Source organism: Streptosporangium sp. NPDC050855 (genome assembly GCF_044456585.1).
GTDB lineage: Bacteria > Actinomycetota > Actinomycetes > Streptosporangiales > Streptosporangiaceae > Streptosporangium > Streptosporangium longisporum.
Window position 1 is genome coordinate 242,871 of the sequence record NZ_JBITFY010000001.1, and the last position, 25,132, is coordinate 268,002.

Consider the following 25,132-nt stretch of genomic DNA (forward strand, 5'->3'; position numbering starts at 1 on the left):
ATCCTTCCGGTCTGACCGGTGTGTGCTTTCCGGTATGACCGGTATGTGATGGTCCCTGTCTCGTCGGGGTAGCGGCGCGGTCACCGCGTCGTGAGTTCGCGCGCCCGGGGTCCCCCAGGGGCGATCCACCGCGGATCGCCGGTAGTCTGTTGTGCCGGTGTGCTCTCGCGCACCGGTTCGACATTCTCGGCTACCAGCTACCTGGGGGTCCCGTGGGCTCTGTGATCAAGAAGCGCCGTAAGCGCATGGCGAAGAAGAAGCACCGCAAGCTTCTGAAGAAGACCCGCATCCAGCGGCGTAACAAGAAGTAGCGGATCTGCGAGGCGCCGATGCCCCATGTCGTGCTCGTCACCGGGGTCTCGCGCCACATCGGCGCCCGAGTGGCGAGCGTTCTCGCGGATGACCCGGACATCGACCGGGTCGTCGGAGTGGATACGGTGCCGCCGCCCTCGCTCACAGGTGATGGCGGCGTACCTCTCGGGCGGACGGAGTTCGTCCGCGTCGATCCGCGCGGTCCCGACATCGCCCGGGTGATCGCGGACGCCGACATCGACACCGTCGTTCACATGAGCCTGGTGAGCGCTCCTCCCCGGAGCGGTGGCCGGACGCTCATGAAGGAGCACAACGTCATCGGCACCATGCAACTGCTCGGTGCCTGTCAGCGATCCGCGACGATCCGCCGTGTCGTGGTGCGCTCCACCACCGCCGTCTACGGTTCCTCCCCGCGCGATCCGGCCGTCTTCACCGAGGACGCCGAGCCGGGGGAGCCGCCCGGCCGCGGCTACGCCAAGGACGCCTCTGAGGTGGAGGGGTACGTCCGGGGCTTCGCCAGGCGGCGGGGAGACGTGGCCGTGTCGACCCTGAGGTTCGCGAACTTCATGGGACCCGGCGTCGACTCCCCGCTGACGCGCTACTTCACCCAGCCCCTGCTGCCGACCGTGTTCGGCTTCGACCCGAGGCTGCAGTTCGTCCACGAGGACGACGCGGTCGAGGTGCTGCGCCGGATGGCGACGGAGGACCATCCCGGCACGTTCAACGTGGCCGGGGACGGCGTGCTGCTGCTGTCGCAGTGCGCGCGCAGGGCGGGCCTGCTCCCGCTGCCGGTCCCCTCCCCGGTCTTCCGTCTCATGGGCGAGCTCGCCCGGGGGGCGAGGCTGGTCGACTTCTCCTCCGAGCAGCTCCGCCTGATGCGCCACGGGCGTGTGGTCGACACCGCCCCGCTGGCCGCGGCCCTGGGCTGGAGGCCGAAGTTCTCCACCGCCGCCGCCTTCGAGGACTTCCTGCGCGCCCGCGACCTGGCCGGCGGCATTCCCGCCGCCCTGCTGGAGGTCTTCTCCCAGGCGGCCGGATCCCGGGCAGCCGGGTCTCGGACGGCCGGGTCTCGGACGGCCGGGTCTCGGACCGCCGGATCTCGGGCGGCCGGATCTCGGGCGGCCGGACGATGAGCGAGAGCGCGCGCGAGCCCGGGAACGCCGGGAACGCCCAGGGCGAGGACCGCCTGGCCGAGCTACTGGCCTTTCTGCGGCGCCGCCTGGCCGGGGAGTACGAGGTCGACGAGTTCGGCTTCGACCCGGAGTTCACCGACAGGGTCCTGCTGGAGCTGCTCCGCCCGCTCTACCACCACTGGTTCCGCACCGAGACCGTCGGCATGCACAACGTGCCCGGCGACTCGGGCGCCCTGATCGTGGCCAACCATTCGGGGACGCTTCCGCTCGACGGGCTCATGCTCCAGGTGGCCCTCCACGACGACCACCCCGAGCGCCGCGCGCTCCGCCTGCTGGGCGCGGACCTGGTGTACCGCTTCCCGGTGCTCGCCCACCTGTCCCGCAAGACCGGTCACACCCTCGCGTGCCCCGAGGACGCCGACCGGCTGCTGCGCAAGGGGGAGATCGTGGGCGTCTTCCCCGAGGGGTTCAAGGGGGTGGGCAAGCCGTTCTCCGAGCGCTACCGGTTGCAGCGCTTCGGGCGCGGAGGTTTCGTCGCCTCCGCCATCCGGGCGGGTGTGCCCGTGATCCCCTGCGCCGTCGTGGGCGCCGAGGAGATCTATCCCAAGCTGGGCGACCTGCCCTTCCTGGCGAAGGTGCTCGGGCTCCCGTACGTGCCGGTCACGCCGCTCTTCCCCTGGTTCGGGCTTCTAGGGCTGGTCCCGCTCCCGTCCAAGTGGGTGATCGGCTTCGGGGAGCCGATCCGCACCGACCGGTTCGACCCCGCCGACGCCGACGACCCGATGCTGGTCTTCGGCCTCACCGACCAGATCCGGGAGGCCGTCGGGCAGCTGCTGGACGAGCTCCGGCTGCGGCGCGGCCCCGCCTTCCCGCCCTTCCTCTGACCCGTCCCCGGCCTTCGGGCACCGCTCGCGCCGCGCGGACGGGCACGGTTCTCGTCGTTCCCCGCGTCCGATGATCACGGAACGCGGTGGATAGGGTGTGCGTCGGGTTCGCGGATCCGGAGGTGGTCATGGACGTGGGACGTGCGGTGACGCGGGCGGCCCTCGCCGGGCTGGCGGCCGGGACGGTGCTCGGGGTGGCCGCGCGCCGGCGACGGTCGGCCACGAGGACCGAACCGGACGTACACCGCGACCGATCGCCCACGAGGACCGAACCGGACGCGCGCCGCGACCACGTGCACGCGAGGACGGAACCGGACGCGCGCCGCGACCGGTCGCGTGCGAGGACGGGCCCGCGGTATCGCGACCGGCCGTCCGCGGGCGCGGGCCTGAGCGGCCGTCGCGGCCGGCCGGTCACGGTCACGACCGACGACGGCGTGCGGCTCGCGGCCGACGTCGAGGAGGCCGCCTCCCCCGGACCTGTCGTGATCTTCATCCACGGCTGGGTGATGAACCGGCACTGCTGGCACTTCCAGCGCGAGGCGCTCGCCGGGCGGGCCACCCTGGTCTTCTACGACCAGCGGGGGCACGGCGACTCCTCGGCCGGGACACTCGACGCCTGCACGGTCGACCGGCTCGGCGACGACCTCGCCGCGGTGATCGAGGCCACCGTGCCCGAGGGAACGCCGGTGGTCCTCGTCGGCCACTCCATGGGCGGTATGACGGTCATGGCGTTCGCCGCGCGCCATCCCGGGACGCTGGCCGCCCGGGTGGCCGGGGTGGCGTTGCTGAGCACCTCCCCGGGCGGGTTGCGCGACAGCACGTTCGGGCTTCCGTGGCCGCTCGGGCGGCTCGCGCCCCGCTTCACGCCCGTGGTGTTCGAGCGCATGCTGGCCCGCGGCGCGCTCATCGACCGCAGGCCCGCCCTCCGGTCGCGCACCAACCTTCCGGTCACCCGGTACGTCGCCTTCGGGCCGCGCGCACCGCGCGAGCACGTGCGTTTCGTCAGCGCCATGGCCGTGGCCACCCCCACGGAGGTGATGGCCGGCTTCTTCCGCGCCTTCCTCGTCCACGACAAGCTGGCCGCGCTGGCCGCGCTCGAACCGGTGGAGACGCTCGTCATGGTCGGCGACCGGGACCGCCTCACCCCGGCGGAGCACAGCCGTCGCATCGCCGCGGCCCTGCCCGGTGCCAGGCTGGTCGTCCTCCCCGGGGCCGGTCACATGATCGGCCTGGAACGTCCCGCGGACGTCGGCCGGGAGCTGACCGCCCTGCTCGACCGGATCGCGGCCGGCCGCGCGGGACGGTCCGGCCGGTGAGGGCCGCGCCGTCCGGCGAGGGCGGTGGAACGCGGTCGCAGCGGAGGGTCGTCAGCGGTCGGCGCGGTAGTGGCGGCGGCGCAGGGCGATGGCGGCGGCGATGCCGCCCGCGACCGCTCCGGCGCCCACCGCGATGGGAACGCCGATCATGGTCGCCTTACGGCCGGTGCGGAAGTCCTTGACGTCCCACCCGTTCTCCCGGGCGAAGTCGCGCAGCTCGCCGTCGGGGTTGACCGCGGTGGCGTTGCCGACGACCGAGAGCAGGGGCAGGTCGTTGGCCGAGTCGCTGTAGGCGTGGCAGCGGGCCAGGTCCAGGCCCTCCCGCCGGGCCAGGGCCCTGACGGCCTCGGCCTTGGCCGGGCCGTGGAGCAGGTCGCCCACCAGCCGGCCGGTGTAGACGCCGTTCTCGGTCTCCGCGACGGTGCCGAGGGCACCGGTCAGGCCGAGCCGCTGCGCGATCACGCGGGCCAGCTCCACCGGGGTGGCGGTGACCAGCCAGACCCGCTGGCCGGCGTCGAGGTGCGCCTGGGCGATGGCGCGGGTGCCGGCCCAGATGCGGTCGGCCATGACCTCGTCGTAGATCTCCTCGCCGAGACGGACGATCTCCTCGACCGTGTTGCCGGCCACGAAGGCCAGCGCGGTCTCCCTGGCCTCGGCGATGTGGGCGGGGTTCTCGTCACCGCGGATGCGGAAGGCCACCTGGCCCATGGCGAACCGCAGCAGGTCCTTGCTGGTGAACAGGCCGCGGGAGGCGAGACCGCGGGCGAAGTGGTAGATGGAGGCGCCGCGCATCATGGTGTTGTCGACGTCGAAGAACGCGGCGGCCACCGGGTCGGGCTCGGCCATCGGCATCGCCACGGCCGCCGCGGCGGCGACCTCCCCGGCCATGACCTCTCCGGCCGTCGCCTGCCCGGCCATGGTCGCCCCGCTCCGCCGTCGTAGTAGCCGCCTCATAGCACCTCAGCTTAACCGGGACACAGGGGTGAGATCGGTAGCCGTGGTGGCAACCGGATGTGACGATCCGGCGTCGTCCTCGGTGCGGTGCGCCTACCGCAACGGCCTTTACGAGCGGCCCGGAAAGCCGTGCCCACGGACCTGCCGGCACGGTCCCGCCGCGGACCACGCGCTCCGGCCGGGAGACCGGGGCGGTGGAGACCCGGGCAGGGGCCGGCCGGGGGTCAGTCGGGCGGGGCCAGCCCGTCGATGTAGTCGAGGTACCCGTTCGCCCTGCGCTGGTCCTCGGCGTCCATCTTGGGGATCATCCCTCTGATCTGGGTGCGCTGCTTCTGCACGAAGCGCCTGAACTCCTTGACCTCCATCAGCTCACCGGCCCCGGCGTCCTCGCGGCGCCGTACCTGCTGCAGGGAGGTCACCGCGGAGCGGGTGGTGTCCTCCATCGCCTGGAGGGTCTCCCCGATCATGTCGCGCTCCCCGGAGCCCAGGAGCTCCTCGACCTCGTGGGCGCGGGTCTCCGCGTACCCGAAGGAGCGGTCCGCCCGTTCGGCGTCGTCGGTGCTGAGGTGGAACAGGGTGCTCTCGGCCGCGCGCTTGAGCGGGTAGAAGGTGTCACCGGGCATCGAGCGGTACGTCCACACGCCGGAGACGACCATCGAGACCACCAGCAGGGTGCTCAGCACCTGGGGGAACAGCGTCCTGCGCGGTCTTCGCCGGGAGTGACGGGGACCGGTCGGCCGCGGCTCGGGACGCTCCTGCTCGGGCAGGGGCCGGCTGAGCTGCTCACGGAGCCTGGCCTGGAACTCGGGACGGGGGCTCGCCGTCATCCGGGCGCCGAGCCGTGACACGCGGTCCTGGATACGAGCCTGCGATCTCCGCGAGATTCCGGGCAGCCACTTCCCCATGAACGCTCCCTGCCGCCCCCAGCTCATGATCCATCGCTGTCACTTGCCTAACGACGACTCCGCACGCCAGGTTACGCGCTCGACCGGCATCGGCGCGGTGGACATGACCGCGGGCACGGAGCCGGGTGGGACGCCGGGCGAGGGGCCCGGGTACGGTCCCGGGAGGAGCGCCGGGCCCGGAGCGGCCGCGTGACCTGGGGCGGAGCCGGGTGATCCGCGACGCGGGCGCGCGTCCGCGGGAGGGTCGCCGGACGGGCCTGGGACGTTCCAGGGGAGGGTGGGACAGGCCGGGACGCGGTGGGACGGGCGGGACACGGCAGGACGAGGCCCGGGGAGACCGGGATTCGGGCGTTGAAAAACCGATCTGAATGTGACCGAAAATCGGGGTCAGCTCAGGTCCGGGGGGAGCGCGCGGCCCAGGGCGCGGATCGCGCGGAACTGCAGCGCCTTGATCGCGCCGCTCTTCTTGCCCATGATGAGCGCGGTCTCGGCCAGGGACATGCCGTGCAGGAAGCGCAGCACCACGCACTCCTGCTGCTCGGGGTTGAGGTCGCGGACGGCGCCGAGCACCCGATCGCTGATCATCGCGGTGACGACGGCGTTCTCCGGGATGTGCGGGCCGTCGAGGGGGGTGTCGATGACCTCGGCGGTCGTGACCTCAAGGCGGTACCTGCCGGACTTGAAGTGATCGGTGATCAGGTTCCTCGCGATGGTCACGAGCCAGGCCCCGAAATCACGGCCTTGCCATGTGAAGTCCGTGATCCGGCGGAGCGCGCGGAGGAAGGTCTCGCTCGTGAGATCCTCGGCCAGCGGGTGTGAGCCGACCCGGAAGTAGACGTAGCGGTACACGAGCGTGAGGTAGCGGTCGTAGAGCGTGCCAAAGGCGTCCGTGTCCCCGGTCTTGGCACGCAAGACCAGGCTCCGGAGTTCTTCGGAGGCGTCCTCACGCAGAGTGAGGTCGGTACTGCGGACGGGCTGGGCCACCCCGGCGGTCGTGGGGAGGTGCCCGGCGAGCGGCCACGTTTCAGGCATCCGGTATCCCTGAGGGGAAGGGGGTACGGCGTGCTCGATCACTCTAGAAATCAACTAGTAATTCCACAATCTACTTTGAAGCGTCGTGACTGGGGGTAATCGCCGGATACGGTGTGGGGCCGGTCCTCTTCGGACCGGCATCGGGAGCGGACCAGATGTTCGGCTACCGGTTGGGGGGTAATGTCCGGCAGCATTGGAGACACCATGGAAGTCCTCGTCGCTGTCATCGCTTTCGCCGGCGCATTGCTCGCAGCCATTGCCACCGGTGCCCTCATCAGTCGTCTGCGCGGTGAGCCCAAGGGCTGGCTGATCGCCTGGAGCATCACGACGGCGTCCCTGTCCATCTCACTCGCTGTAATCGCCACCGGTCACGTGATCGGTTTTGGGGCTGGAACATTCCGTATTTACCAGCTGACCGGATCCATGCTGGCCCCCCTCTGGCTGGCCGTGGGGGTCATCCAGCTGCTGGCCCGCACGGGCAGGGCCCGGTTCTCCTCCTGGCTGATGGGGATCGCCCTCACCGTCATCGCCGCGGTGATCCTGGCGGTCGACCCGGTCCTGCAGGAGTCCGGATTCTCCAAGGTCCTCCCGCCGGGCGGCCGGCACTGGGACCTGCCGTCGAAGTACCTGCTCCTGGCGATACACGTGATCGTCGCGGTCGTGCTGCTGGCCGGGATGGTGCTCGCGGCCCTCCGCCGGCGGGGCGGCGACGACTACGACGCCGACAACCTGCACGCGCTCCTGGTGCTGGGCCCCACCGGTCTCGCCCTCGTCGGCGCCGTCAGCTTCTCGGTGCCCGGGATGATCACCGTGCTCCTGCTGCTCGTCACCGCGGCGGCGGTCTGGTACGCCCTCCTGCGGCCGCTCGCGCCCTACGAGGACGACGACGAGGACGAGGCGCGCGACGACTGGGAGAACCGCCCGCCGACGATCCGGCCCGCGGAGCGCGAACCCCGTGACGTGCAGGTCGCCGGCCGCCGGATCTCCCCGGAGGACGCCCCCCGCCCGGTGGCGGCCGAGGAGCCTCCCCGCCGCTCCGGGCTCGGGGACCTGGTCGCCGAGTACCGCGCCGGCGAGCAGGACGTGGACTACGCGGCCCGCATGGTCCAGCGGCCTTCCCCGCCCGACGATCCGTTCGGCGGACCCGCCACCGGCATGTTCATGGCGGGCGAGTACGGCATGCCGCTCCCCGACCGGCCGCCGGCCGGGGATCCTGGCAGGCGCGGCGGCGATCACGGCCCGCAGCCGCCCGTGACCGGCCAGTTCGGCATGCCGCCCGTCGGGCCCGCGACCGGCGCCGCCGGACCCTCGACCGGGGAGTACGACATCCCGGCCAACGAGTTCGGCAGGCACGGCGCCCCCGGCTCCAGGTCCTCCGGCCCCGGCCGGCCCCCGGGCCCAGGCACCGGCGAGTTCGGCCGTCCGCCCGGCACGGGGGAGTTCGGCATGCCGCCCGCGCCAGGCGCGGGCGGTCCCGCCACCGGTGAGTTCGGGCGCCCGCCCGGCACCGGCGAGTTCGGCCGGCTCCCGAGTCCGGGCACCGGCGAGTTGGGCCGGCTCCCGAGTCCGGGCACCGGCGAGTTGGGCCGGCCCCCGGGTCCGGGCACCGGCGAGTTGGGCGGGGCGGGCAGCCTCAGGCCCATGCCCGCGGAACAGGCGTTCGGCGGCGCGCCCTCCCCGGGGACGGGACGCGGAGGTTCCCACGGCTACGACCAGCCGGGTCCCCTCGGCCACACGTCCCGGATCGGGCCTCCCCCCGCCACCGGTGCCCTGTATCCCGGATCGGGGCCGGGCGTCAGCGGCGACCTGCCGGGCGGCTCCGGCCGTCCCTCGCCGAGCATCTTCGGGATGCTGACCGTCTTCACCCTGCTCGACGGCACCGGCGAGAGGTTCGACCGGCTCGCCGAGGAGACCGTCGAGGCGGTCCGCGGCTCCGAGCCGGACACGCTCGTCTACTCCTGCCACTCGGTGAAGTCGGCCCCGCTCCAGCGCATCGTCTACGAGCTCTACCGGGACGAGGTCGCCTACAGCGAGCACCAGCGCCGCCCGCACACCGAGCGCTTCGTCACCGAGCGGCAGTCCATGGTGCTCGCCACCAACGTGATCGAGCTCACCCTGAACGCCGCGAAGGTGATGCCGCTCCCGACGGCCTTCAGGCCGTGACCCGGGTGCGCGGGCGGGCGCCCGCGCACTCGCCGGGCGGGGACGGGCCCGGGCGGACCCGGACGGACCCGGGCGGACGGAGGGCCCGCCCGGGCGCCGGGCGTACCCCGGGACGGCCGGTGGGCCCCGGTCAGGCGCCGAGGGCGGCGCGCAGGCGGTTCTCGTCGACGCGCCAGAAGTCGTGCTGGACGCCGTCGACGAGGGTGACCGGGATCATCTCCCAGTAGCGGGCCTGGTCCTCCTCGGAGGCGGTGATGTCGCGTTCCTCCCAGGGGACGCCGAGTTCCGTGGCGACCCTCTCGATCACCGCCCGCGCGTCGTCGCACAGGTGGCAGCCGGGTTTGCCGAGCAGGGTGATGCGGTGGTCTCGCGGTGACATGACCGCCACGGTAACCGAGCGCGGCCGGGCGCGCCGTGCCGGAAAGGCGCGGAGAAGCGCCGGGAAGTGCGGGAAGGCGCCGGGGAAGGGGGCGGGAGAGCGGGCCTGGCGAGGGGCCGGTCGGAGGACCGGCGGCAGGCATGACCAAGATTGTGAACACTCACTTTGTGCACCGGTTCACAAAAGGACTAACCTGAATGACAGTGGCCTCACCTCGTCATCCGTCGCGTCCGGGCCGCGCCGGCCGCCTGTCCCCCTGGAGCTCCGGCACGTGATCCGCCGTCTGTCCCAAGCCCGCGAACGCGGCATACCCGAGGCGACCGTCGCCCGGCTGCCGCTCTATCTGCGCGCGCTGAACGGCATGGCCGAGCGTGGTCTGGCGACCGTGAGCTCGGAGGACCTGGCCGTCGCGGCGGGCGTGAACTCCGCCAAGCTCCGCAAGGACCTCTCCCATCTGGGCTCGTACGGCACCCGCGGGGTCGGCTACGACGTCGAGTACCTGATCTACCAGATCTCCCGCGAGCTGGGCCTGACCCAGGACTGGGCCATCGCCATCGTCGGGGTGGGAAACCTCGGCCGCGCGCTGGCCAACTACGGCGGGTTCGTCTCCCGCGGGTTCAGGATCGCGGCGCTCCTCGACGCCGACCCCGAAGTGGTGGGCGACCACATCGCGGGGTTGAATGTGGAGCACATCGACGAGCTGGAGGCCGTGATACGACGGCGGGGAGTGTCGATCGTGGTGCTCGCGACACCGGCCGTGGCGGCCCAGCAGGTGGCCGACCGGGTCGTCGCCGCGGGGGTCACCAGCATCCTGAACTTCGCCCCCGTCGTGCTTTCCGTGCCGGATGGCGTCGATATCCGTAAAGTCGACCTATCTATCGAACTGCAGATCCTGGCGTTCCACGAGCAACGCAAGACGGATCGGATGACTGGGGGACCCGCGATGGCCGAGGAGTGGCCCGAGGCGGTGGACCTGTGAGGGGACACCTGAACGGGCACCGTGCACGAACCGGCGACGGCAGGGCCCCGCGGTCCTCCGGAGCGGTGGATCACGCCTTCCCCGGCCGGCTCTCCGCCCGGTCCCGCCTCCGCGCCGGGGAGGGCCGATGAGCGTCCTCGTCGTCGGCCTGAGCCACCGGACTGCCCCGGTGGCCCTGCTGGAGCGGGTCTCGGTCTCCGGCGACTCGCTGGTGAAGCTGCTGCGGGACGTCCAGCAGGACGCCCACGTGGCCGAGGTCATGGTCATCTCGTCCTGCAACAGGGTCGAGGTCTACGCCGAGGTCGACCGGTTCCACGCCGCGGTGACCTCGATCTCCCGGCTGCTCGGCGCCCACTCCGGCGTCCCGGTGGAGCAGCTGGCCTCCCACCTGTACGTGCACTACGAGGACCGCGCGGTCGAGCACCTGTTCTCGGTGGGGGCCGGGCTGGACTCGATGGTCGTGGGCGAGGGGCAGATCCTCGGCCAGGTGCGCGCCGCCCTGAAGCTGGCCCAGCAGGAGGGCACGCTGGGTCCGACGCTCAACGAGCTCGTCCAGCAGTCGCTGCGGGTGGGCAAGCGCTCCCACACCGAGACCGGCATCGACCGGGTGGGCGCCTCCCTGGTCGGTGTGGGCCTCACCCTGGCCGAGCGCGTCCTGGGCCCCCTGCCGGGACGGCGGGCCCTGGTGGTCGGCGCCGGCTCGATGAGCGCCCTGTCGGCCGCGACCCTGCAGCGGGCCGGTGTGACCGACATCGTGGTGGTCAACCGCACCCACGAGCGCGCCGTACGGCTGGCCCAGACGGTCGGCGGCCGGGCGGCCCCGTTCGGCGACCTGCCTGCGGAGCTGGCCGAGGCCGACCTGGTCATCTCCTGCACCGGCGCCACCGACGTGGTCCTCACCGCCGACATGGTCACCCCCCGGGAGATGTTCCTGCTGGACCTGGCCCTGCCGCACGACGTCGACCCCGCGGTCCGGCGGCTGCCCGGCGTGACCCTGGTCGGCCTGGAGACCATGCAGGAGAGCGAGGCCGGGACCGGGGACGAGGGCCACGCCGAGGCGATCGCCGCGGTGCGCGCCATCGTCGCCCAGGAGGTCGACGCCTACCTGTCGGCCGAGCGGGCCGCGCGCGTCACGCCCACCGTGGTCGCGCTGCGGAGTAAGGCGGCCCAGGTGGTCGAGGCCGAGCTCGGGCGGCTCGTCTCGCGGGTCCCCGAGCTCGACGGGCGTGCCAGGGACGAGGTCGCCCAGACCGTCAGGCGGGTGGTCGACAAGCTCCTCCACGAGCCCACCGTGCGTGTCAAGCAGCTGGCGGAGTCCCCGGCGGGTGATCATTATGCGGAGGCGCTGCGAGAGCTGTTCAATCTTGACCCGAAGGTGCCCGAAGCGGTGCGGCGCATCGAGACGATCGACGCGGAGCCGGGTAGGAACATCGAGCCGAGCAAGAAGGAGGCAGGCCTGTGAGCAGCGTTTCTCCTCCGCTCCGGCTGGGAACGAGGCGGAGCGTCATGGCGACCACGCAGTCGGGGATGGTCGCCGCCCGTCTCACCGAGCTGACCGGCCGCACCGTCGAGCTCGTCGGCGTGACCACCTTCGGTGACGTGACTAAGGCCGACCTCACCCAGCTCGGCGGCACGGGCGTCTTCGTCAGCGCGCTGCGCGACAAGCTCATCGAGGGCGCCATCGACTTCGCGGTGCACTCCCTCAAGGATCTGCCCACCACCCCCGACCCGCGCGTGGTCATCGCGGCGATCCCGCCGCGCGACGACCCCCGGGACGCCCTGGTGAGCGTCGCCAAGCTGGCCGACCTGCCGCCCGGGGCGAGGATCGGCACGGGTTCCCCGCGCCGGGTCGCCCAGCTGCGGATGCTCCGTCCCGACCTCGACTACGTCCCCATCCGAGGCAACGCCGACACCCGGATCGGCAAGGTCACCTCGGGCGAGCTGCACGGCGTCGTGCTCGCCGCCGCGGGGCTCGGCCGGCTGGGCCGCGAGGCCGAGATCTCGCAGATCTTCGAGGTCACCGAGATGCTGCCGGCCCCGGGGCAGGGAGCGCTGGCCGTGGAGTGCCGCTCCGACCGCGCCGACCTCGTCGAGCTGCTGAGCGTGCTCGACGACGCCCCCACCCGCGCCGCGGTCACCGCCGAGCGCGCCGTGCTCAACGCCCTGGAGGCGGGGTGCGCCGCCCCGGTGGGCGCGTACTCGGCCGGGCGCGGGGACGATCTGATCCTGACCGCCGCCGTCGTCGCCGTCGACGGCGGGCGAGCGGTACGCAAGTCCGCCACCGGCGGCTCTTCCGCGCCCACTGATCTCGGCCGCGACCTCGCGGCCGAGATGATCGCGGAAGGGGCCGACACGCTGATAGGGGAGCAGGCACATTGAGCTCCGGAAGTACCACCTTCGAGCACCCGCCGTCCGGGTTCGTCGCCTTCGTCGGGGCGGGTCCCGGTGACGAGGGCCTGCTCACGCTCCGCGGCGCCGACCTGCTCTCCCGGGCCGACGTCGTCATCCTCGACCAGGAGACGTACGGGCCGCTGCTGCGCCACTGCCGCGAGGACGTCGAGATCGTCGGCACGGCCGACGACGGCGCCGTCTCGCTGAAGGTCGTCAAGACGGCCAAGGGCGGCAGCGTCGTCGTGCGGCTCTGCGCCGGCGACCCGATGTTCTTCTCCTCGATCACCGAGGAGGTCGCGGCCTGCGTCAAGGCGGAGGTGGACTTCGAGATCGTGCCCGGGGTGCCTCCCGCGACGGCGGTGCTCACCTACGCCGGGATCCCCGCGGCCGTGTCGGTGCCCGAGTTCCGGGTGGTCGACGCGGCCCAGATCGACGACTGGTCGGCGTACGCGGGCGGTGCGGGCACGCTGGTGATCTACAACGGCGTCGCCGAGGCCGTGGCTATCGGCAAGGCGCTGATCGCGGCGGGCCGCCGTGACTCGACGCCGGTGGCGATCAGCGCCGCGGGCACCACGACCGAGCAGCACACCGTGGTCACCACGCTGGGCCGGATCGCGCCCGACCTCAAGCACGCCGGGATGACCGAGCCCGCGCTGATCGTGGTCGGCGAGGCCGTCGGCATGCGCGACCGCCTGTCGTGGTTCGAGACCAAGCCGCTGTTCGGCTGGCGGGTGCTCGTGCCCAGGACCAAGGAGCAGTCGGCCGACCTGGTCGAGCAGCTGCGCTCGTACGGCGCGGTGCCCGAGGAGGTCCCCACGATCTCCGTCGAGCCGCCCCGCACCCCGCAGCAGATGGACCGCGCGATCAAGGGCCTGGTCACCGGACGCTACGAGTGGGTGGCCTTCACCAGCGCGAACGCGGTCAAGGCGGTGCGCGAGAAGTTCGAGGAGTACGGTCTGGACGCCCGCGCGTTCGCCGGTCTCAAGGTCGCGGCCGTGGGCGAGAGCACGGCCCGCGCGCTGGTGAGCTTCGGCGTCAAACCCGACCTGATGCCGTCCGGCGAGCAGTCGTCGGAGGGCCTGCTGGCCGAGTGGCCGCCCTACGACTCGATGCTCGACCCGATCAACCGGGTGCTGCTGCCGAGGGCCGACATCGCGACCGAGACGCTGGTGGCCGGGCTGACCGAGCTCGGCTGGGAGTGCGACGACGTGACCGCGTACCGGACCGTGCGGGCCGCGCCGCCGCCCGCCCCGACCCGTGAGGCGATCAAGGGCGGCGGGTTCGACGCGGTGCTGTTCACCTCGTCCAGCACCGTGCGGAACCTGGTGGGCATCGCGGGCAAGCCGCACAACGTCACGGTCATCGCCGTGATCGGCCCGCAGACCGCCAAGACGGCCGAGGAGTTCGGGCTCCGGGTGGACGTCATGGCCGAGAAGCCCTCGGCCTCCGCGCTGGCGGCGGCGCTGGCGGCGTACGGAGCCGGGCAGCGGCAGGCCGCGGTCCTGGCGGGCGACACCCCCCGCAGGCCCTCGCAGACCCGGCGGGGAGCCCGGCGCCGCGCGAAGTAACCTTGAACGCGACGGCCACGACGTAGCCTGGAACGTGGCGGCCACGGTACGGCGGGTCCCGGTGACCGCGATGACCACGGTGATCGCGATGACCACGGTGACCACGGTGACCACCGTGCCGCGGGGCCGCCTCCGGGCCGCGCACCGTGGCGGACGGCGCCCACCGGCGTGAACCGGCGTCCGTAGGCGCCGGTGTCCGGCCTCCCGCCGGCCTCCCGCCGGCATCGGGTGGTACGCGCCGGCGCACGTCGGCACGGGCACGGAAAAGCGGCACCCGGACGGCGGGTGCCGAGCCAGACCACACAGACGAGCTCCTCCGGCCGCGGTTCCCTCACCGGCCGGAAAGAGGGGGAGAACACATGACGGCCCAGTTCCCTGTCGCGCGTCCGCGCAGGCTCCGCCGTACCGCACCCATGCGCCGGATGGTCGCCGGAACCCGCCTGCACCCGGCGGAGCTGGTACTGCCCATGTTCGTCAAGGAGGGCATCGCCGAGCCGAGCCCGGTCGGCTCGATGCCCGGGGTGTTCCAGCACACCCGCGACTCGCTGCGCAAGGCCGCGAACGAGGCGGCCGAGGCCGGGGTGGGCGGCCTGATCCTGTTCGGCATCCCCGCGGTGAAGGACGCGCGCGGGTCCGCGGCCGACGACCCGCAGGGCATCGTCCAGCTCGCCCTGGCCGACGTGGTCTCCGAGGTCGGCGACGCGCTCGTCGTGATCGCCGACACCTGCCTGGACGAGTTCACCGACCACGGGCACTGCGGCATCCTGACCCCCGCCGGGGAGGTCGACAACGACGCCACCCTGGAGCGCTACGCCGCCTCGGCCGTGGCCCAGGTGCGGGCCGGGGCACAGGTCGTCGCACCGAGCGGCATGATGGACGGCCAGGTCGCCGCCATCCGGTCCGCGCTGGACGGCGAGGGCTTCGAGCAGATCCCGATCCTGGCCTACTCGGCCAAGTACGCCTCGGCGTTCTACGGCCCGTTCCGCGAGGCGGCCGAGTGCGCCCCGCGGTCCGGTGACCGCAACGCCTACCAGCAGGACCCGGCGGGGCCCGCCGGGGAGGCGCTGCGCGAGGTGCGCCTGGACCTGTCGGAGGGCGCCGACGCCGTCATGATCAAGCCCGCGCTGGCCTACCTCGACATCCTGCGCCAGGTGCGCGACGCGGTGGACGTGCCGCTGGCGGCCTACCAGGTCAGCGGCGAGTACGCGATGGTCGAGGCCGCCGCGGCGAACGGCTGGGTCGACCGGGACCGGGCGATCATGGAGTCGCTGGTGGCGATCCGCAGGGCCGGGGCCGACCTGATCCTCACCTACTGGGCGACCGAGGTGGCCGCCAAGCTGCGGTGAGACCGGTGACGCGTACCCGGGGACGACGGGACCGGTGACGCGCGCCCGGGAGAGGGAAGACGCAGGTGGGGCCGGGGCGCGCGTGATCGAGGGTGGAGAACCGGAGGTTCGCCACCTGAGGGGGAAGCGTGTGCGTTAGAGTGCGATGACCGGTGCGGATGTGTCCCAGGTGGCGTAGACCCTGGGCGGTTTGACGCTCCCCACTGACCAGAGTGTGGACAGGTCCTCGCATCCGGGCGACACGCGGGATGCGCGGACGACGGAGGACGCAATGGTCGGGGTACCGCTGGTTCGTCGAAGAAGGCGGCACGGCCGTCCGAGGCAGGTGCTCGATGCCGTGCTGGAGTACGCCGCCCTGGGCTGGGCGAGCTGTCTGGGCGCCCGGCCGCTGACCGGCGGGTCGCGCTCGTGCTCGTGTGACCGCGTCGGCTGTCCCGATCCCGGCGCTCACCCGCTCTCGCAGACCTGGCAGATGGAGGCCAGCACCGACCCGGCGCTGCTGTCCGGCTGGTGGCGGCACGACCCCGAGGCGAACGTGGTCCTGCCGACCGGACGGGTGTTCGACGTCTTCGACGTACCGCTCGCCGCGGGGCGCACCACCCTCGCGACCATGGACTCCGTCGGGGTCGTCCCGGGCCCGGTCGCCGTCAACGGCGACCGGGCCCTTTTCTATGTGGCCACCCGCAACGCCTCCGAGGACGAGGACGAGTGGTGGTCCTGTGCCCTGGACGTCGGCCCGTCGGTCATCGACGAGATGCCCGGCCTGCGCTGGCACTGCCGCGACAGCTACGTGCTGGCCCCGCCCTCGCTGCTGCCGACCGGCCTGACCGGCTCCTGGCTGCGCCCGCCGGACAACCGGCCGCTGCCCGACCCGCTCCGGGTCCTGGAACTGCTCGCCGACGTCTGCGACTGAACCGGCACCCGGAAGCGGGCGTCGGCGGGACGGTCACGGGGATCCGCCCAGACCGGCCTCGCGGGCGCGGACGATCGCCTGGGCGCGGTCGGCGACCTGGAGCTTCATGAAGATGTTGGACACGTGGTTGCGCACGGTCTTGCCGGACAGCGAGAGGATCCCGGCGATCTCCCCGTTCCCCCTGCCCTGGGCCACGAGGCCGAGCACCTCCCGCTCCCGTCCGGTGAGCTCGGGGAAGGCGGTGCGCGACGCGTCGGGCATGCCGCTGAAGTAGGCCAGGACGCGGCGGGCGATCTCGGGACCGTAGATGGCCTCGCCCGCGGCCACGGCGTGCACGGCGCGGCCGATCTCCTCCGCCCCGGCCTCCTTGAGCAGGTAGCCGCGCGCCCCGGCGCGCATGGCGGCGAACACCGAGTCGTCGTCGCGGAACATCGTCAGCACCAGCACCCCGATCCGCGGGCTGGTCCTGATGATCGTCCTGGTCGCCTCGACACCGTTGCCGTCGGGCATCTGCAGGTCCATCACGACCACGTCGGGCTGGAGCTCGGCGGCCATGGCCACGGCCTCCCGCCCTCCGGAGGCCTCCCCGATGACCTCGATGTCCAGGGCCGCGAGCAGGCCGCGCAGGCCCCGCCGGAAGACCGGGTGGTCGTCCACGATCAGTACGGTGATCACGCGGTCTCCTCCACCGGCAACCTGACGGTCACCTCCGTGCCGCCGCCCGGCCTCCGGCGGATCACGCACGAGCCTCCCACCTCGGCCGCCCGCTCGCGCATCGAGGTCAGCCCGACGCCCGCGACCGGGTTCTCGGGCAGGCCGACCCCGTCGTCGGCGACCTCCACGCGCAGTTCGGACGGCAGGCGGCGCAACCGGACGACCACCGTGGCCGCACGGGCGTGGCGGCGGGCGTTGGTGAACGCCTCCTGGGCGATGCGGTAGGCGGCGACCTCGACGGCGGCGGGCAGCCCGTCCATCGAGCCGTCCGCGGTCACCGCGGTCTCCCCGGCGAAGGCGCGCAGCGCCCCCTCCAGGCCCAGGTCGTCCAGCGCGGGCGGGCGCAGGCCGTACACCAGCTCGCGGACCGACGCGATCGTCGCGATCATCTCCCCGCGTATCCGGACGAGCAGCTCCTCCACGGCCCCCGGGTCGGTGTCGAGCCGCCTGCGCGCCTCGTCGAGGGCGAAGGTGACGCTGGTCAGCGCCGGGCCGAGCCCGTCGTGCAGCTCCCTGCCCAGCCGGCGGCGCTCCTCGTCGCGGGTGGACCTGATGCGTTCCCGGGAGCGGCGCAGGTCGGCGGTGAGGCGTACGGCGTGCGCCAGCTCGGCGAGGTGCCGGGCGAGCACCGCCATGGGCTCGCGGCCGGGCCGTGCGCCCGACACCCGCAGGGTCCCGACCCGCTCCGCGTGCCAGAGCAGCGGCACCTGCCGCGCCCCGGGCTCCGGCCTCCCGCAGGCGAACACGCGCGTCGTCCCGGCCCGTCCGGTGTGGACCTCGACGTCGACCCCGGTGGCTCCCAGCACCTCGCGGAGCACGGTCACGGCCTCGTCGAGGGCCGCCGCCGGGTCGTGGGCCCCCTGCCCGATGCGGCCCAGCTGGTCGACCACCCGGTAGGGGTCGCGCTCGACGGCGAACGCCCGGTCCACCACCCCCTGCAGCCGCAGCCGCAACGGGTGGAAGACCGTGCCCACGGCCAGCGCCGCGACCGGTCCCGCGCCCCGCCCCAGATCGCTGGCCAGGACTCCGGCCAGCCAGATCAGGACGAAGTACACCGCGCCGGTGAGCGCGACGAGGGAGCCGTATACCAGCGTCCGGTTGAGCACGACGTCGATGCCGTAGAGGCGGTGACGCAGCACCGCCGCGATGATCGACAGCGGCAGCCCGGCGATGAAGACGGTCTCCATGGCCTTCAGCAGCCAGGAGCCGGTCATCTCCCGCAGGATCCAGGAGCCCAGCAGCACCGCCAGCGCGCCGACGTACCAGGCGATCTGACGCCGGAGTTCGGTGTCGCCCGCCCGGTAGCGGAAGACCAGCGACGCGATGCCGAGCGCGATGAGCACCATCATCGGAAGGCCGATGTGCTCCTCCACGGCCGGCGAGATCTCCCGCAGCGCCTCGACGCCGAAGGGGTTGGCGAGCGGGAGCTGGCTCTCGAACTCGGGATCCGGGGCCAGCCCCAGGAACAGCGAGTGGCCGACCATCAGGGCCAGGTTCGCGTACAGGACCGGACGCCAGCGCCGTGAGGGCAGCCGACCGTCCGGGAACAGCAGCGACAGCAGCGAGGTGAGCACCGGGACGTGCCACAGCCACAGCCACATTCCCGCCCACGCGAGGTAGGGCGTGACCGCGGCCCCGGGGGAGGTGAGGTGGAGCCAGTGGGCGGCACCGAAGGTCAGGTAGAACAGGCTTCCGGCGATCCCGCCGCCCCACAGCAGCCAGGGGACCAGCAGCCTGGGCCGCCGGGTGATGAGGAACGCGCCCGCGGCCGGGAACAGCATGACGGTCGGGTCCAGGGTGATGAAGGGGTCGGTCCAGGTCGAGGCGCTCAGGTCGGTCAGCCTGACCGCCAGGACGTTGCCCGCGGGCGCCAGCACCGCACCGGTCCAGACGAGCACGGCCAGTGCCGTCCGCCGCCGGTCCGGTGAGTCCCGCACGCCCGGCACGTTCGGCACGCCCGGCACGTTCGGCACGCCCGGCACGTTCGGCACGTCCGGCATGCCCGGGGAGTCGCGCCGGCTTCGCGAGCCAGCGGAGCCCATGGAGTTCGCGGAGCCCGCGCAGCCCACGGAGCCCACGGAGCCCACGGAGCCCGCGGAGCCCACGGAGCCCGCGGAGCTCGGCGGGGCGCCCTCGCGCGGGGGAGAGGTCACGTCGCGTCCCTCGTCAGGGGCAGCCGGGCGACGACCTCGGTGCCGCCCCCGGGACGCGGCCCGACGGTGCACGAACCGCCCGCCTCGGCCGCCCGCTCGCGCATGGAGGCCAGGCCCACGCCGCCGCGGATCGGGTCCGGCAGGCCGATCCCGTCGTCGGCGACCGAGAGCCGCAGCTCGCCGTCCCCCTCCCGCGGGCCGGTCCCGCTCCCGTCGCCCGCCGATCCCGCGGCCTGCCCGCCGGCCCGCAGGACCTCGACCCGTACCAGGGCCGTGGTGGCCTGGGCGTGGCGGCGGACGTTGGTGAGCGCCTCCTGGGCGATCCGGTAGGCCACCACCTCCAGCGCAGCGGGGACACCGTCCAGCGGGTCGTCCGGTGGTCCGTCCGGCGGGCCGGTCACCACGATGTCCACCCGCGGTCCGGGCGCGTCGGCCAGCGCGCGCAGCGAACCGGCCAGCCCGAGGTGGCTCAGCGCGGGCGGGCGCAGGCCGTAGACCAGGTCCCTGACGTCGACGATCGCGGTGCCCATCTGGTCGCGTACGCGGACCAGGAGCTCCTCCACGGCCTCGGGGTCGCGGTCCAGGCGGATCCTGGCCTCGTCCACGGTCATGGCCAGGCTGGCGAGCGTCGGCCCCAGCCCGTCGTGCAGGTCGCGGCGGAGCCTGCGCCGCTCCTCCTCCCTGCTGGTGAGGATGTGCTCCCTGGAGCGTCGCAGGTCGGCGGTGAGCCGTACGGCGTGCGCCAGCTCGGCCAGGTGCCGGGCCAGCGCGTTCAGCAGGTCCGGTGAGGCCGGTGAGCCCTCGCGGCCGCTGCTGAGCAGCCACCCGACCGGTTCCCCGTGCCAGACCAGCGGGGTCTCGACCGGCCGCTCCCCCAGCACGCCGTCCAGGACGGTCACGCCGTCCACCTCGACGGCCACGCCGTCGGCGCGGAGCGCCTGACGGACCAGCACCGCGGCGGTGGCGAGCCCCTCGGCCGGGTCGACGGCCTCCTGCAGGGTACGGCTCAGCCGGTCGGCCACCCGGTACGGGTCGCGCTCGACCCGCAGCAACCGGTCCGCCACCCGCTGCAGCCGCAGCCGCAGCGGGTGGAAGACCGCGCCCGCGGCCAGCGCCGCGACGAGCCCGGCCATCGGGTCCCCGCCACCGGAGGGGACGCCGGACGGCGTGCCGGACGCCGCGCCGGAGAGCGTGTCGAGCAGCCAGGCCAGCCCGGAGTAGATCCCGCCGACGGCCACCGCCAGGGCACCGTGGACCAGGACGGCGTCGGCCACGGCGCGCACGCCGGGCGACCGGGTCCCCGGCCGCCGCGCGGGGGGTGTCGTCACTGCCATCCTCGAAGGATCCCGTACCCGATGTCCCGTCGTCCCGGGGCCGATGTCCCGTTTCCGGGGGCCCGAAGCCGGGACTTCCGGCGTTCCGGGCCGCGTCTTCCGGGGGCCCGAGGCCGTGACGGACGGCTCGCCCCGTGGGACGGACCGGACGTCTCCCTGGCTACCCTTGGGGACGTGAGCCGTACCGAGAACTCCGAGGACCTGTTCGCCCGCGCCCGCGAGATCGTCCCGGGAGGCGTCAACTCCCCGGTCCGCGCCTTCGGCGCCGTGGGCGGCACGCCGCGCTTCATGACCTCGGGCCAGGGCCCCTACATCACCGACGTGGACGGCAACCGCTACGTCGACCTGGTCTGCTCCTGGGGGCCGATGATCCTCGGGCACCGGCACCCCGCGGTGATCGAGGCGCTGCAGGAGGCGCTGCGCGACGGCACCTCGTTCGGCACGGCCACCCCCGGCGAGGTCGAGCTCGCCGAGGAGATCGTCGCCCGGGTCGAGCCGGTGGAGAAGGTCCGCCTGGTCAGCTCCGGCACCGAGGCCACCATGTCGGCCGTACGGCTGGCCCGCGGCTTCACCGGCCGCTCCAAGATCGTGAAGTTCGCCGGCTGCTACCACGGCCACGTCGACGCGCTGCTCGCCTCGGCGGGCTCCGGAGTGGTGACCTTCGGCCTTCCCGACACCCCCGGCGTGACCGGCGCGTCGGCGGCCGACACCGTGGTGCTGCCGTACAACTCGGTCGAGGCGGTCACCGAGGCGTTCCGTGCCTTCGGCGCCGACATCGCCTGCGTGATCACCGAGGCATGCCCGGCCAACATGGGCGTGGTGCCGCCGCTGGAGGGGTTCAACGCCACGCTGCGCGAGCTGTGCACCGAGCACGGTGCCCTGCTGATCATCGACGAGGTGCTCACCGGCTTCCGGGTGTCGGAGTCCGGCTGGTACGGGCTGGACCCGGTCGAGGCCGACCTGATGACCTTCGGCAAGGTGATGGGCGGCGGCCTGCCCGCCGCCGCGTTCGGCGGGCGCGCCGACGTGATGGCCCACCTCGCCCCGGAGGGCCCGGTCTACCAGGCGGGCACCCTGTCGGGGAACCCGCTGGCCTGCGCCGCCGGTCTTGCCACCCTGCGCGCCTGCGACGAGGGGGTCTACGACCAGGTCGACGCCGCCGCCCTGGTCATCGGCCGCGCCGCCGCCGACGCCCTGGCCGCGGCCGGGGTGCCGCACCGGCTGCAGCGCGCCGGGAGCCTGTTCTCGGTCTTCTTCACCGAGGACCGGGTCGTCGACTTCACCGCCGCCCAGACCCAGAACACCGCCGCCTACCGGGCGTTCTTCCACTCCATGCTGGACCAGGGCGTCTACCTGCCGCCGTCGGCGTACGAGGCGTGGTTCCTGTCGTCGGCCCACGACGACGAGGCCCTCTCCCGCATCGCCGAGGCGCTGCCCGCCGCCGCCAAGGCCGCCGCCCAGGTCCTGTGACGCCTCCGGGTCACGGGCGGGCGCCCCTGGCCCGCCCGTACCGCCCGATCGGCGCGCCCAGGTGGGTGGGGAGCTCAGGGGAGTCCGCGACGTCGAAGTCCACGTCGAGCATGCCCGGGTAGAGCATGAACGTCTGAGAGTCGTCGGCCCCCGCCTCGATCCCTGTCGATGAGTTCGACGTGCCCGAAGAAGCCGGGCTCGCCGTTCGGTCCCTCCGACGGAAGACGATCGAGGTCGTCGGTGACCCACTCCCCACGGGGAAGGGGCGGGCCAGTACTCGAGCGCGGCGCTTACGTCGGCCGCCGTGTCGTCGTCACGGTGTGTGTTCGCTCACGCCCTCTCCGCCGTTCTCGCCTCATCCTCCTCCGATTCCTCCCGGGGAGAGGCGGGAAGCGGGGAAGGCGAGGGTGACGGGAAGGGGGTCCGGCGGGAGCGGGTGCCGGCGTACAGGACCCCGCAGATGATCAGGACGCCGGCGACGAGCCTGAGGGGGGTGATCTGCTCGCCGGTGAATAGGGCCGCCGAGGACATGCCGAAGACCGGCACCATCAGGGCGGTCGGGGCGACCACCGAGGCGTCGTAGCGCTTGAGCAGGAAACCCCAGACGGCGAAGCCCGCGAGGGTGGAGATGAACGCCACGTACACCAGCGAGAGGGTGCCCTCCAGCGAGAACTCCAGCCGGGGCACCCCCTCCACCACCAGGCTCAGTACCACCATCGGGGGGGCGGTGACCGCGCTCAGCCAGACCATGAAGCGCAGCGAGTCGGGCGGCGAAGCCTGCCTGATCACGACGTTGCCCATGCTCCAGAAGAACGCCGAGCCGACGACCAGCAGGAACGCGCCGATCGGGCCACCGGCGCCCAGGTCGGTGGCGATCAGCGCCAGGCCGGCGAAGGCGACCGCCATGCCGATGACCCGTCTGCGGGTGAGCCGCTCTCCCAGCAGCGTGACGGCCAGCACGGCGGTGAAGACCGCCTGTATCTGGACGACGAGCGAGGTCAGGCCCGCGGGCATGCCGGCCCGCATCCCCGTCAGCAGCAGGGCGTACTGGCCCGCGCCGAGCGTGGCACCGGCCAGGAGCACCTTCCGCCAGGGCACCCCGGGGCCGCCGACGAACAGCAGCGCGGGGAAGGCGGCCAGGACGAAGCGCGCCGCCACGTAGAACAGCGGGGGGAAGTGCCGGAGGCCGACCTCCATCACCACGAAATTGAGGCCCCAGATGATGGTGAGGCCGATGGCCAGGAGGAAGTGCCGGATGCGCATTCGCCCATAGTGGTTCATACCGACATTTCAGAACAAGTTAGTATTTCTTCCTGTCCTCGTTTAGACTTCCTTACATGTTGGATCTCAACCGGCTCAAGGCCCTGCACGCCGTCTCCGTCTACGGATCGGTGGGCGCCGCGGCCGAGGCGCTCATGGTGACCCCGTCCGCGGTCTCCCAGCAGCTCGCCAAGCTGGAGCGGGAGACCGGCGCGACCCTGGTGGAACGCAACGGCCGCGGGGTGCGGCTGACCGACGCGGCCGGGCTGCTGGCCGACCACGCCGAGCGCATCCTCGCGCTGGTCGAGACGGCCGAGGCCGACTTCGAGGCGCTGCGCGGGCAGGTCGTGGGGCGGCTGGGCATCGGCGCCTTCCCCACCGCGGCCCGGGGGCTGATGCCCGCCGCGCTGTCGCTCCTGCACCGGCGCCACCCCGACCTGGTCATGCAGCTCACCGAACGCGAGCCCGAGCGGCAGATCCGCGAGGTGAGCCGGGGCGAGCTGGACCTCGCGGTGATCCAGGACTGGATGAACCGTCCGATGGCCATCCCCGAGGGGCTCTCCCGGGCGACGCTCTTCGACGACATCGCCGACGCGATCCTGCCCGCGTCCCACCCGCTGGCGGACCGGGCCGAGATCGAGCTGGCCGAGCTCTACGGGGAGCGGTGGATCAGCTCGGCACCCGGCACCATCTGCCACGACTGGCTGGTCCACACGCTGCGCTCGGCCGAGCTGGAGCCGGACATCGCCTGCATGGCGGACGAGTGCCCGACCCAGATGGCCCTCGTCGCGGGCGGTCTCGGCTGCGCCATCGTCCCCCGCCTGGGCCGTGACTTCGTCCCGCCGGGCGCGCGGGTGGTGCCGATCAGGTCCCGCCCCACCCGCAGGATCTACGCGCTCTGGCGGACCGACGCCGCGCGCCGCCCGGCGATCCGCGCGGCGGTCGAGGCGCTGAAGGCCGTCTCCGTCGACTTCCAGTACTCCGCGTCCACCGCGTCCACCGCGTCGGCGGCCTCGGCGCCCGAGTCCCCGGCGGCGGCACCGATGTCACCGGCCTCCCCGGTGGTGCCCTGACGGATCCCCGCGGACCCTCGCGGACCCGCCGGGTCCGCGAGGCGGCACGGGGGTGGGCGCGAACGGGCCCGTGGGGCGGCTCGGGCATGTCCCCTTCCGCCCGGATGGGACCACCTGCCCTGTCACCGGCCCGTACCTGTCGCTAGGCTGGCGGGACCATGGCTGAGACCACCGTCGTCCACCTCCTGCGCCACGGTGAGGTGCACAACCCCGACAACGTCCTGTACGGCAGGCTCCCCGACTATCACCTGTCCGACAACGGCCGGCAGATGGCCGAGACGGTCGCCAAGACGGTCGCCGGACGTGACGTCACCGCGCTGTTCTCCTCCCCCCTGGAGCGCGCGCAGGAGACCGCGGTCCCGCTCGCCGAGACCTTCCGGCTGGACGTCACGATCGACGAGCGGCTCATCGAGGCCGAGAACATCTTCGAGGGCCTCGCCCTGGGCCGGGGAGACGGCCTCTTCCGCAACCCGCGCTTCTACCGCTACCTGTGGAACCCGCTCCGGCCCTCCTGGGGGGAGCGCTACACCCACCTGGTCCGGCGGATGAGCGCCGCGATCGTCGCCGCCCGCAAGGCCGCCCGCGGCCATGAGGCGATCATGGTCAGCCACCAGCTCCCGATCTGGACGATCCGGCTCGCGGCCGAGGGCAGGCGGCTGCCGCACGATCCGCGCCGCAGGCAGTGCGGGCTCGCCAGCCTGACCACCTTCTCCTTCGAGGGGGACCGGCTGATCAGCGTCGGATACAGCGAGCCTGCGGCGGCCCTCGTCAAACGCCCCACTGTGCCGGGCGCCTGACCCCGCCGGTAGAGTTGTCGCTCTACCGGTTGTAGTACAGGGAGCCTCCGTCACCC

Annotated in this window: 22 protein-coding genes; 14 read left to right on the top strand and 8 right to left on the bottom strand. The window is 73.1% G+C overall.

Going from position 1 to position 25,132, the window contains the following annotated elements; translation table 11 throughout:
• The first annotated feature begins 212 nt into the window (after positions 1 to 212).
• From ACIBCT_RS01075 to ACIBCT_RS01090, 4 genes are all read left to right on the top strand, one after another.
• Entirely contained in the window at positions 213 to 311 is a 99-nt protein-coding gene (locus ACIBCT_RS01075; protein ID WP_018654693.1) for a 30S ribosomal protein bS22, read from the top strand.
• A gap of 18 nt (positions 312 to 329) precedes the next feature.
• The gene (locus ACIBCT_RS01080) at positions 330 to 1,445 is read left to right on the top strand and encodes an NAD-dependent epimerase/dehydratase family protein (protein WP_399185342.1); all 1,116 of its coding nucleotides are present in this window, start codon (positions 330 to 332) and stop codon (positions 1,443 to 1,445) included.
• On the top strand, positions 1,442 to 2,329 hold the full coding sequence (locus ACIBCT_RS01085; RefSeq protein WP_399185343.1) for a lysophospholipid acyltransferase family protein: 888 nt from the start codon (positions 1,442 to 1,444) through the stop codon (positions 2,327 to 2,329). Before ACIBCT_RS01080 ends, ACIBCT_RS01085 begins: the two co-directional genes overlap by 4 nt.
• A gap of 128 nt (positions 2,330 to 2,457) precedes the next feature.
• Positions 2,458 to 3,645, top strand: a complete 1,188-nt coding sequence (locus tag ACIBCT_RS01090) for an alpha/beta fold hydrolase (protein WP_399185344.1) — start codon at positions 2,458 to 2,460, stop codon at positions 3,643 to 3,645.
• 51 nt (positions 3,646 to 3,696) lie between these two features.
• Here the strand turns inward: ACIBCT_RS01090 and ACIBCT_RS01095 are convergent, their stop codons facing one another.
• The 3 genes from ACIBCT_RS01095 to ACIBCT_RS01105 all read right to left on the bottom strand — a co-directional run bounded on the left by ACIBCT_RS01095 (position 3,697) and on the right by ACIBCT_RS01105 (position 6,536).
• Positions 3,697 to 4,599, bottom strand: coding sequence for an HAD family hydrolase (locus ACIBCT_RS01095; protein ID WP_399185345.1), 903 nt, complete (start codon positions 4,597 to 4,599; stop codon positions 3,697 to 3,699).
• 224 nt (positions 4,600 to 4,823) lie between these two features.
• On the bottom strand, positions 4,824 to 5,504 hold the full coding sequence (locus ACIBCT_RS01100; RefSeq protein WP_399185346.1) for a DUF5667 domain-containing protein: 681 nt from the start codon (positions 5,502 to 5,504) through the stop codon (positions 4,824 to 4,826).
• Between the two features lie 387 nt (positions 5,505 to 5,891).
• On the bottom strand, positions 5,892 to 6,536 hold the full coding sequence (locus ACIBCT_RS01105; RefSeq protein ID WP_399185347.1) for a sigma-70 family RNA polymerase sigma factor: 645 nt from the start codon (positions 6,534 to 6,536) through the stop codon (positions 5,892 to 5,894).
• 204 nt (positions 6,537 to 6,740) lie between these two features.
• On the opposite strand from ACIBCT_RS01105, the gene ACIBCT_RS01110 reads away from it, so the two are divergent.
• Positions 6,741 to 8,699, top strand: a complete 1,959-nt coding sequence (locus tag ACIBCT_RS01110; RefSeq protein ID WP_399185348.1) for an antibiotic biosynthesis monooxygenase — start codon at positions 6,741 to 6,743, stop codon at positions 8,697 to 8,699.
• A 130-nt stretch (positions 8,700 to 8,829) separates the two neighbouring features.
• On the opposite strand, the gene ACIBCT_RS01115 is transcribed toward ACIBCT_RS01110, so the two are convergent.
• Positions 8,830 to 9,078 (bottom strand): glutaredoxin family protein, encoded by a 249-nt coding sequence (locus ACIBCT_RS01115; RefSeq protein ID WP_344891144.1) that lies wholly within the window; start codon positions 9,076 to 9,078, stop codon positions 8,830 to 8,832.
• A gap of 271 nt (positions 9,079 to 9,349) precedes the next feature.
• Here ACIBCT_RS01115 and ACIBCT_RS01120 point away from each other — a divergent pair, with 271 nt between their 5' ends.
• From ACIBCT_RS01120 to ACIBCT_RS01145, 6 genes are all read left to right on the top strand, one after another.
• Entirely contained in the window at positions 9,350 to 10,057 is a 708-nt protein-coding gene (locus ACIBCT_RS01120; protein WP_399185349.1) for a redox-sensing transcriptional repressor Rex, read from the top strand.
• 127 nt (positions 10,058 to 10,184) lie between these two features.
• Complete coding sequence (locus ACIBCT_RS01125) at positions 10,185 to 11,519, top strand: glutamyl-tRNA reductase (protein ID WP_399185350.1); 1,335 nt, start codon at positions 10,185 to 10,187, stop codon at positions 11,517 to 11,519.
• A gap of 44 nt (positions 11,520 to 11,563) precedes the next feature.
• Positions 11,564 to 12,436, top strand: a complete 873-nt coding sequence (hemC, locus tag ACIBCT_RS01130; RefSeq protein ID WP_399185351.1) for a hydroxymethylbilane synthase — start codon at positions 11,564 to 11,566, stop codon at positions 12,434 to 12,436.
• Entirely contained in the window at positions 12,433 to 14,016 is a 1,584-nt protein-coding gene (locus ACIBCT_RS01135) for a uroporphyrinogen-III synthase (RefSeq protein ID WP_399185352.1), read from the top strand. The genes hemC and ACIBCT_RS01135 overlap by 4 nt, the downstream gene beginning before the upstream one ends.
• A 359-nt stretch (positions 14,017 to 14,375) precedes the next feature.
• On the top strand, positions 14,376 to 15,362 hold the full coding sequence (gene hemB / locus ACIBCT_RS01140) for a porphobilinogen synthase (RefSeq protein ID WP_399185353.1): 987 nt from the start codon (positions 14,376 to 14,378) through the stop codon (positions 15,360 to 15,362).
• A 271-nt stretch (positions 15,363 to 15,633) separates the two neighbouring features.
• The gene (locus ACIBCT_RS01145; RefSeq protein ID WP_399185354.1) at positions 15,634 to 16,275 is read left to right on the top strand and encodes a bifunctional DNA primase/polymerase; all 642 of its coding nucleotides are present in this window, start codon (positions 15,634 to 15,636) and stop codon (positions 16,273 to 16,275) included.
• A 33-nt stretch (positions 16,276 to 16,308) separates the two neighbouring features.
• Here ACIBCT_RS01145 and ACIBCT_RS01150 read toward each other — a convergent pair whose 3' ends face one another.
• From ACIBCT_RS01150 to ACIBCT_RS01160, 3 genes are all read right to left on the bottom strand, one after another.
• On the bottom strand, positions 16,309 to 16,950 hold the full coding sequence (locus ACIBCT_RS01150; RefSeq protein ID WP_399185356.1) for a response regulator: 642 nt from the start codon (positions 16,948 to 16,950) through the stop codon (positions 16,309 to 16,311).
• On the bottom strand, positions 16,947 to 18,989 hold the full coding sequence (locus ACIBCT_RS01155; RefSeq protein WP_399185357.1) for a sensor histidine kinase: 2,043 nt from the start codon (positions 18,987 to 18,989) through the stop codon (positions 16,947 to 16,949). The genes ACIBCT_RS01150 and ACIBCT_RS01155 overlap by 4 nt, the downstream gene beginning before the upstream one ends.
• Positions 18,990 to 19,138: 149 nt before the next feature.
• Positions 19,139 to 20,476: a sensor histidine kinase gene (locus ACIBCT_RS01160; protein WP_399185359.1), complete on the bottom strand. Its 1,338-nt coding sequence runs from the start codon at positions 20,474 to 20,476 to the stop codon at positions 19,139 to 19,141.
• Positions 20,477 to 20,650: 174 nt separating this feature from the next.
• Between ACIBCT_RS01160 and hemL the strand changes: the two genes are divergently transcribed.
• Positions 20,651 to 21,946 (top strand): glutamate-1-semialdehyde 2,1-aminomutase, encoded by a 1,296-nt coding sequence (gene hemL / locus ACIBCT_RS01165; RefSeq protein ID WP_344891116.1) that lies wholly within the window; start codon positions 20,651 to 20,653, stop codon positions 21,944 to 21,946.
• Positions 21,947 to 22,276: 330 nt separating this feature from the next.
• On the opposite strand, the gene ACIBCT_RS01170 is transcribed toward hemL, so the two are convergent.
• The gene (locus ACIBCT_RS01170) at positions 22,277 to 23,209 is read right to left on the bottom strand and encodes an EamA family transporter (RefSeq protein WP_399185361.1); all 933 of its coding nucleotides are present in this window, start codon (positions 23,207 to 23,209) and stop codon (positions 22,277 to 22,279) included.
• Between the two features lie 74 nt (positions 23,210 to 23,283).
• Between ACIBCT_RS01170 and ACIBCT_RS01175 the strand changes: the two genes are divergently transcribed.
• Positions 23,284 to 24,279 carry a LysR substrate-binding domain-containing protein gene (locus ACIBCT_RS01175; RefSeq protein WP_399185362.1) on the top strand — a complete coding sequence of 332 codons (996 nt, stop codon included), beginning with the start codon at positions 23,284 to 23,286 and terminating at the stop codon, positions 24,277 to 24,279.
• Positions 24,280 to 24,437: 158 nt separating this feature from the next.
• The gene (locus tag ACIBCT_RS01180) at positions 24,438 to 25,076 is read left to right on the top strand and encodes a histidine phosphatase family protein (protein WP_399185363.1); all 639 of its coding nucleotides are present in this window, start codon (positions 24,438 to 24,440) and stop codon (positions 25,074 to 25,076) included.
• Positions 25,077 to 25,132: the final 56 nt, after the last annotated feature.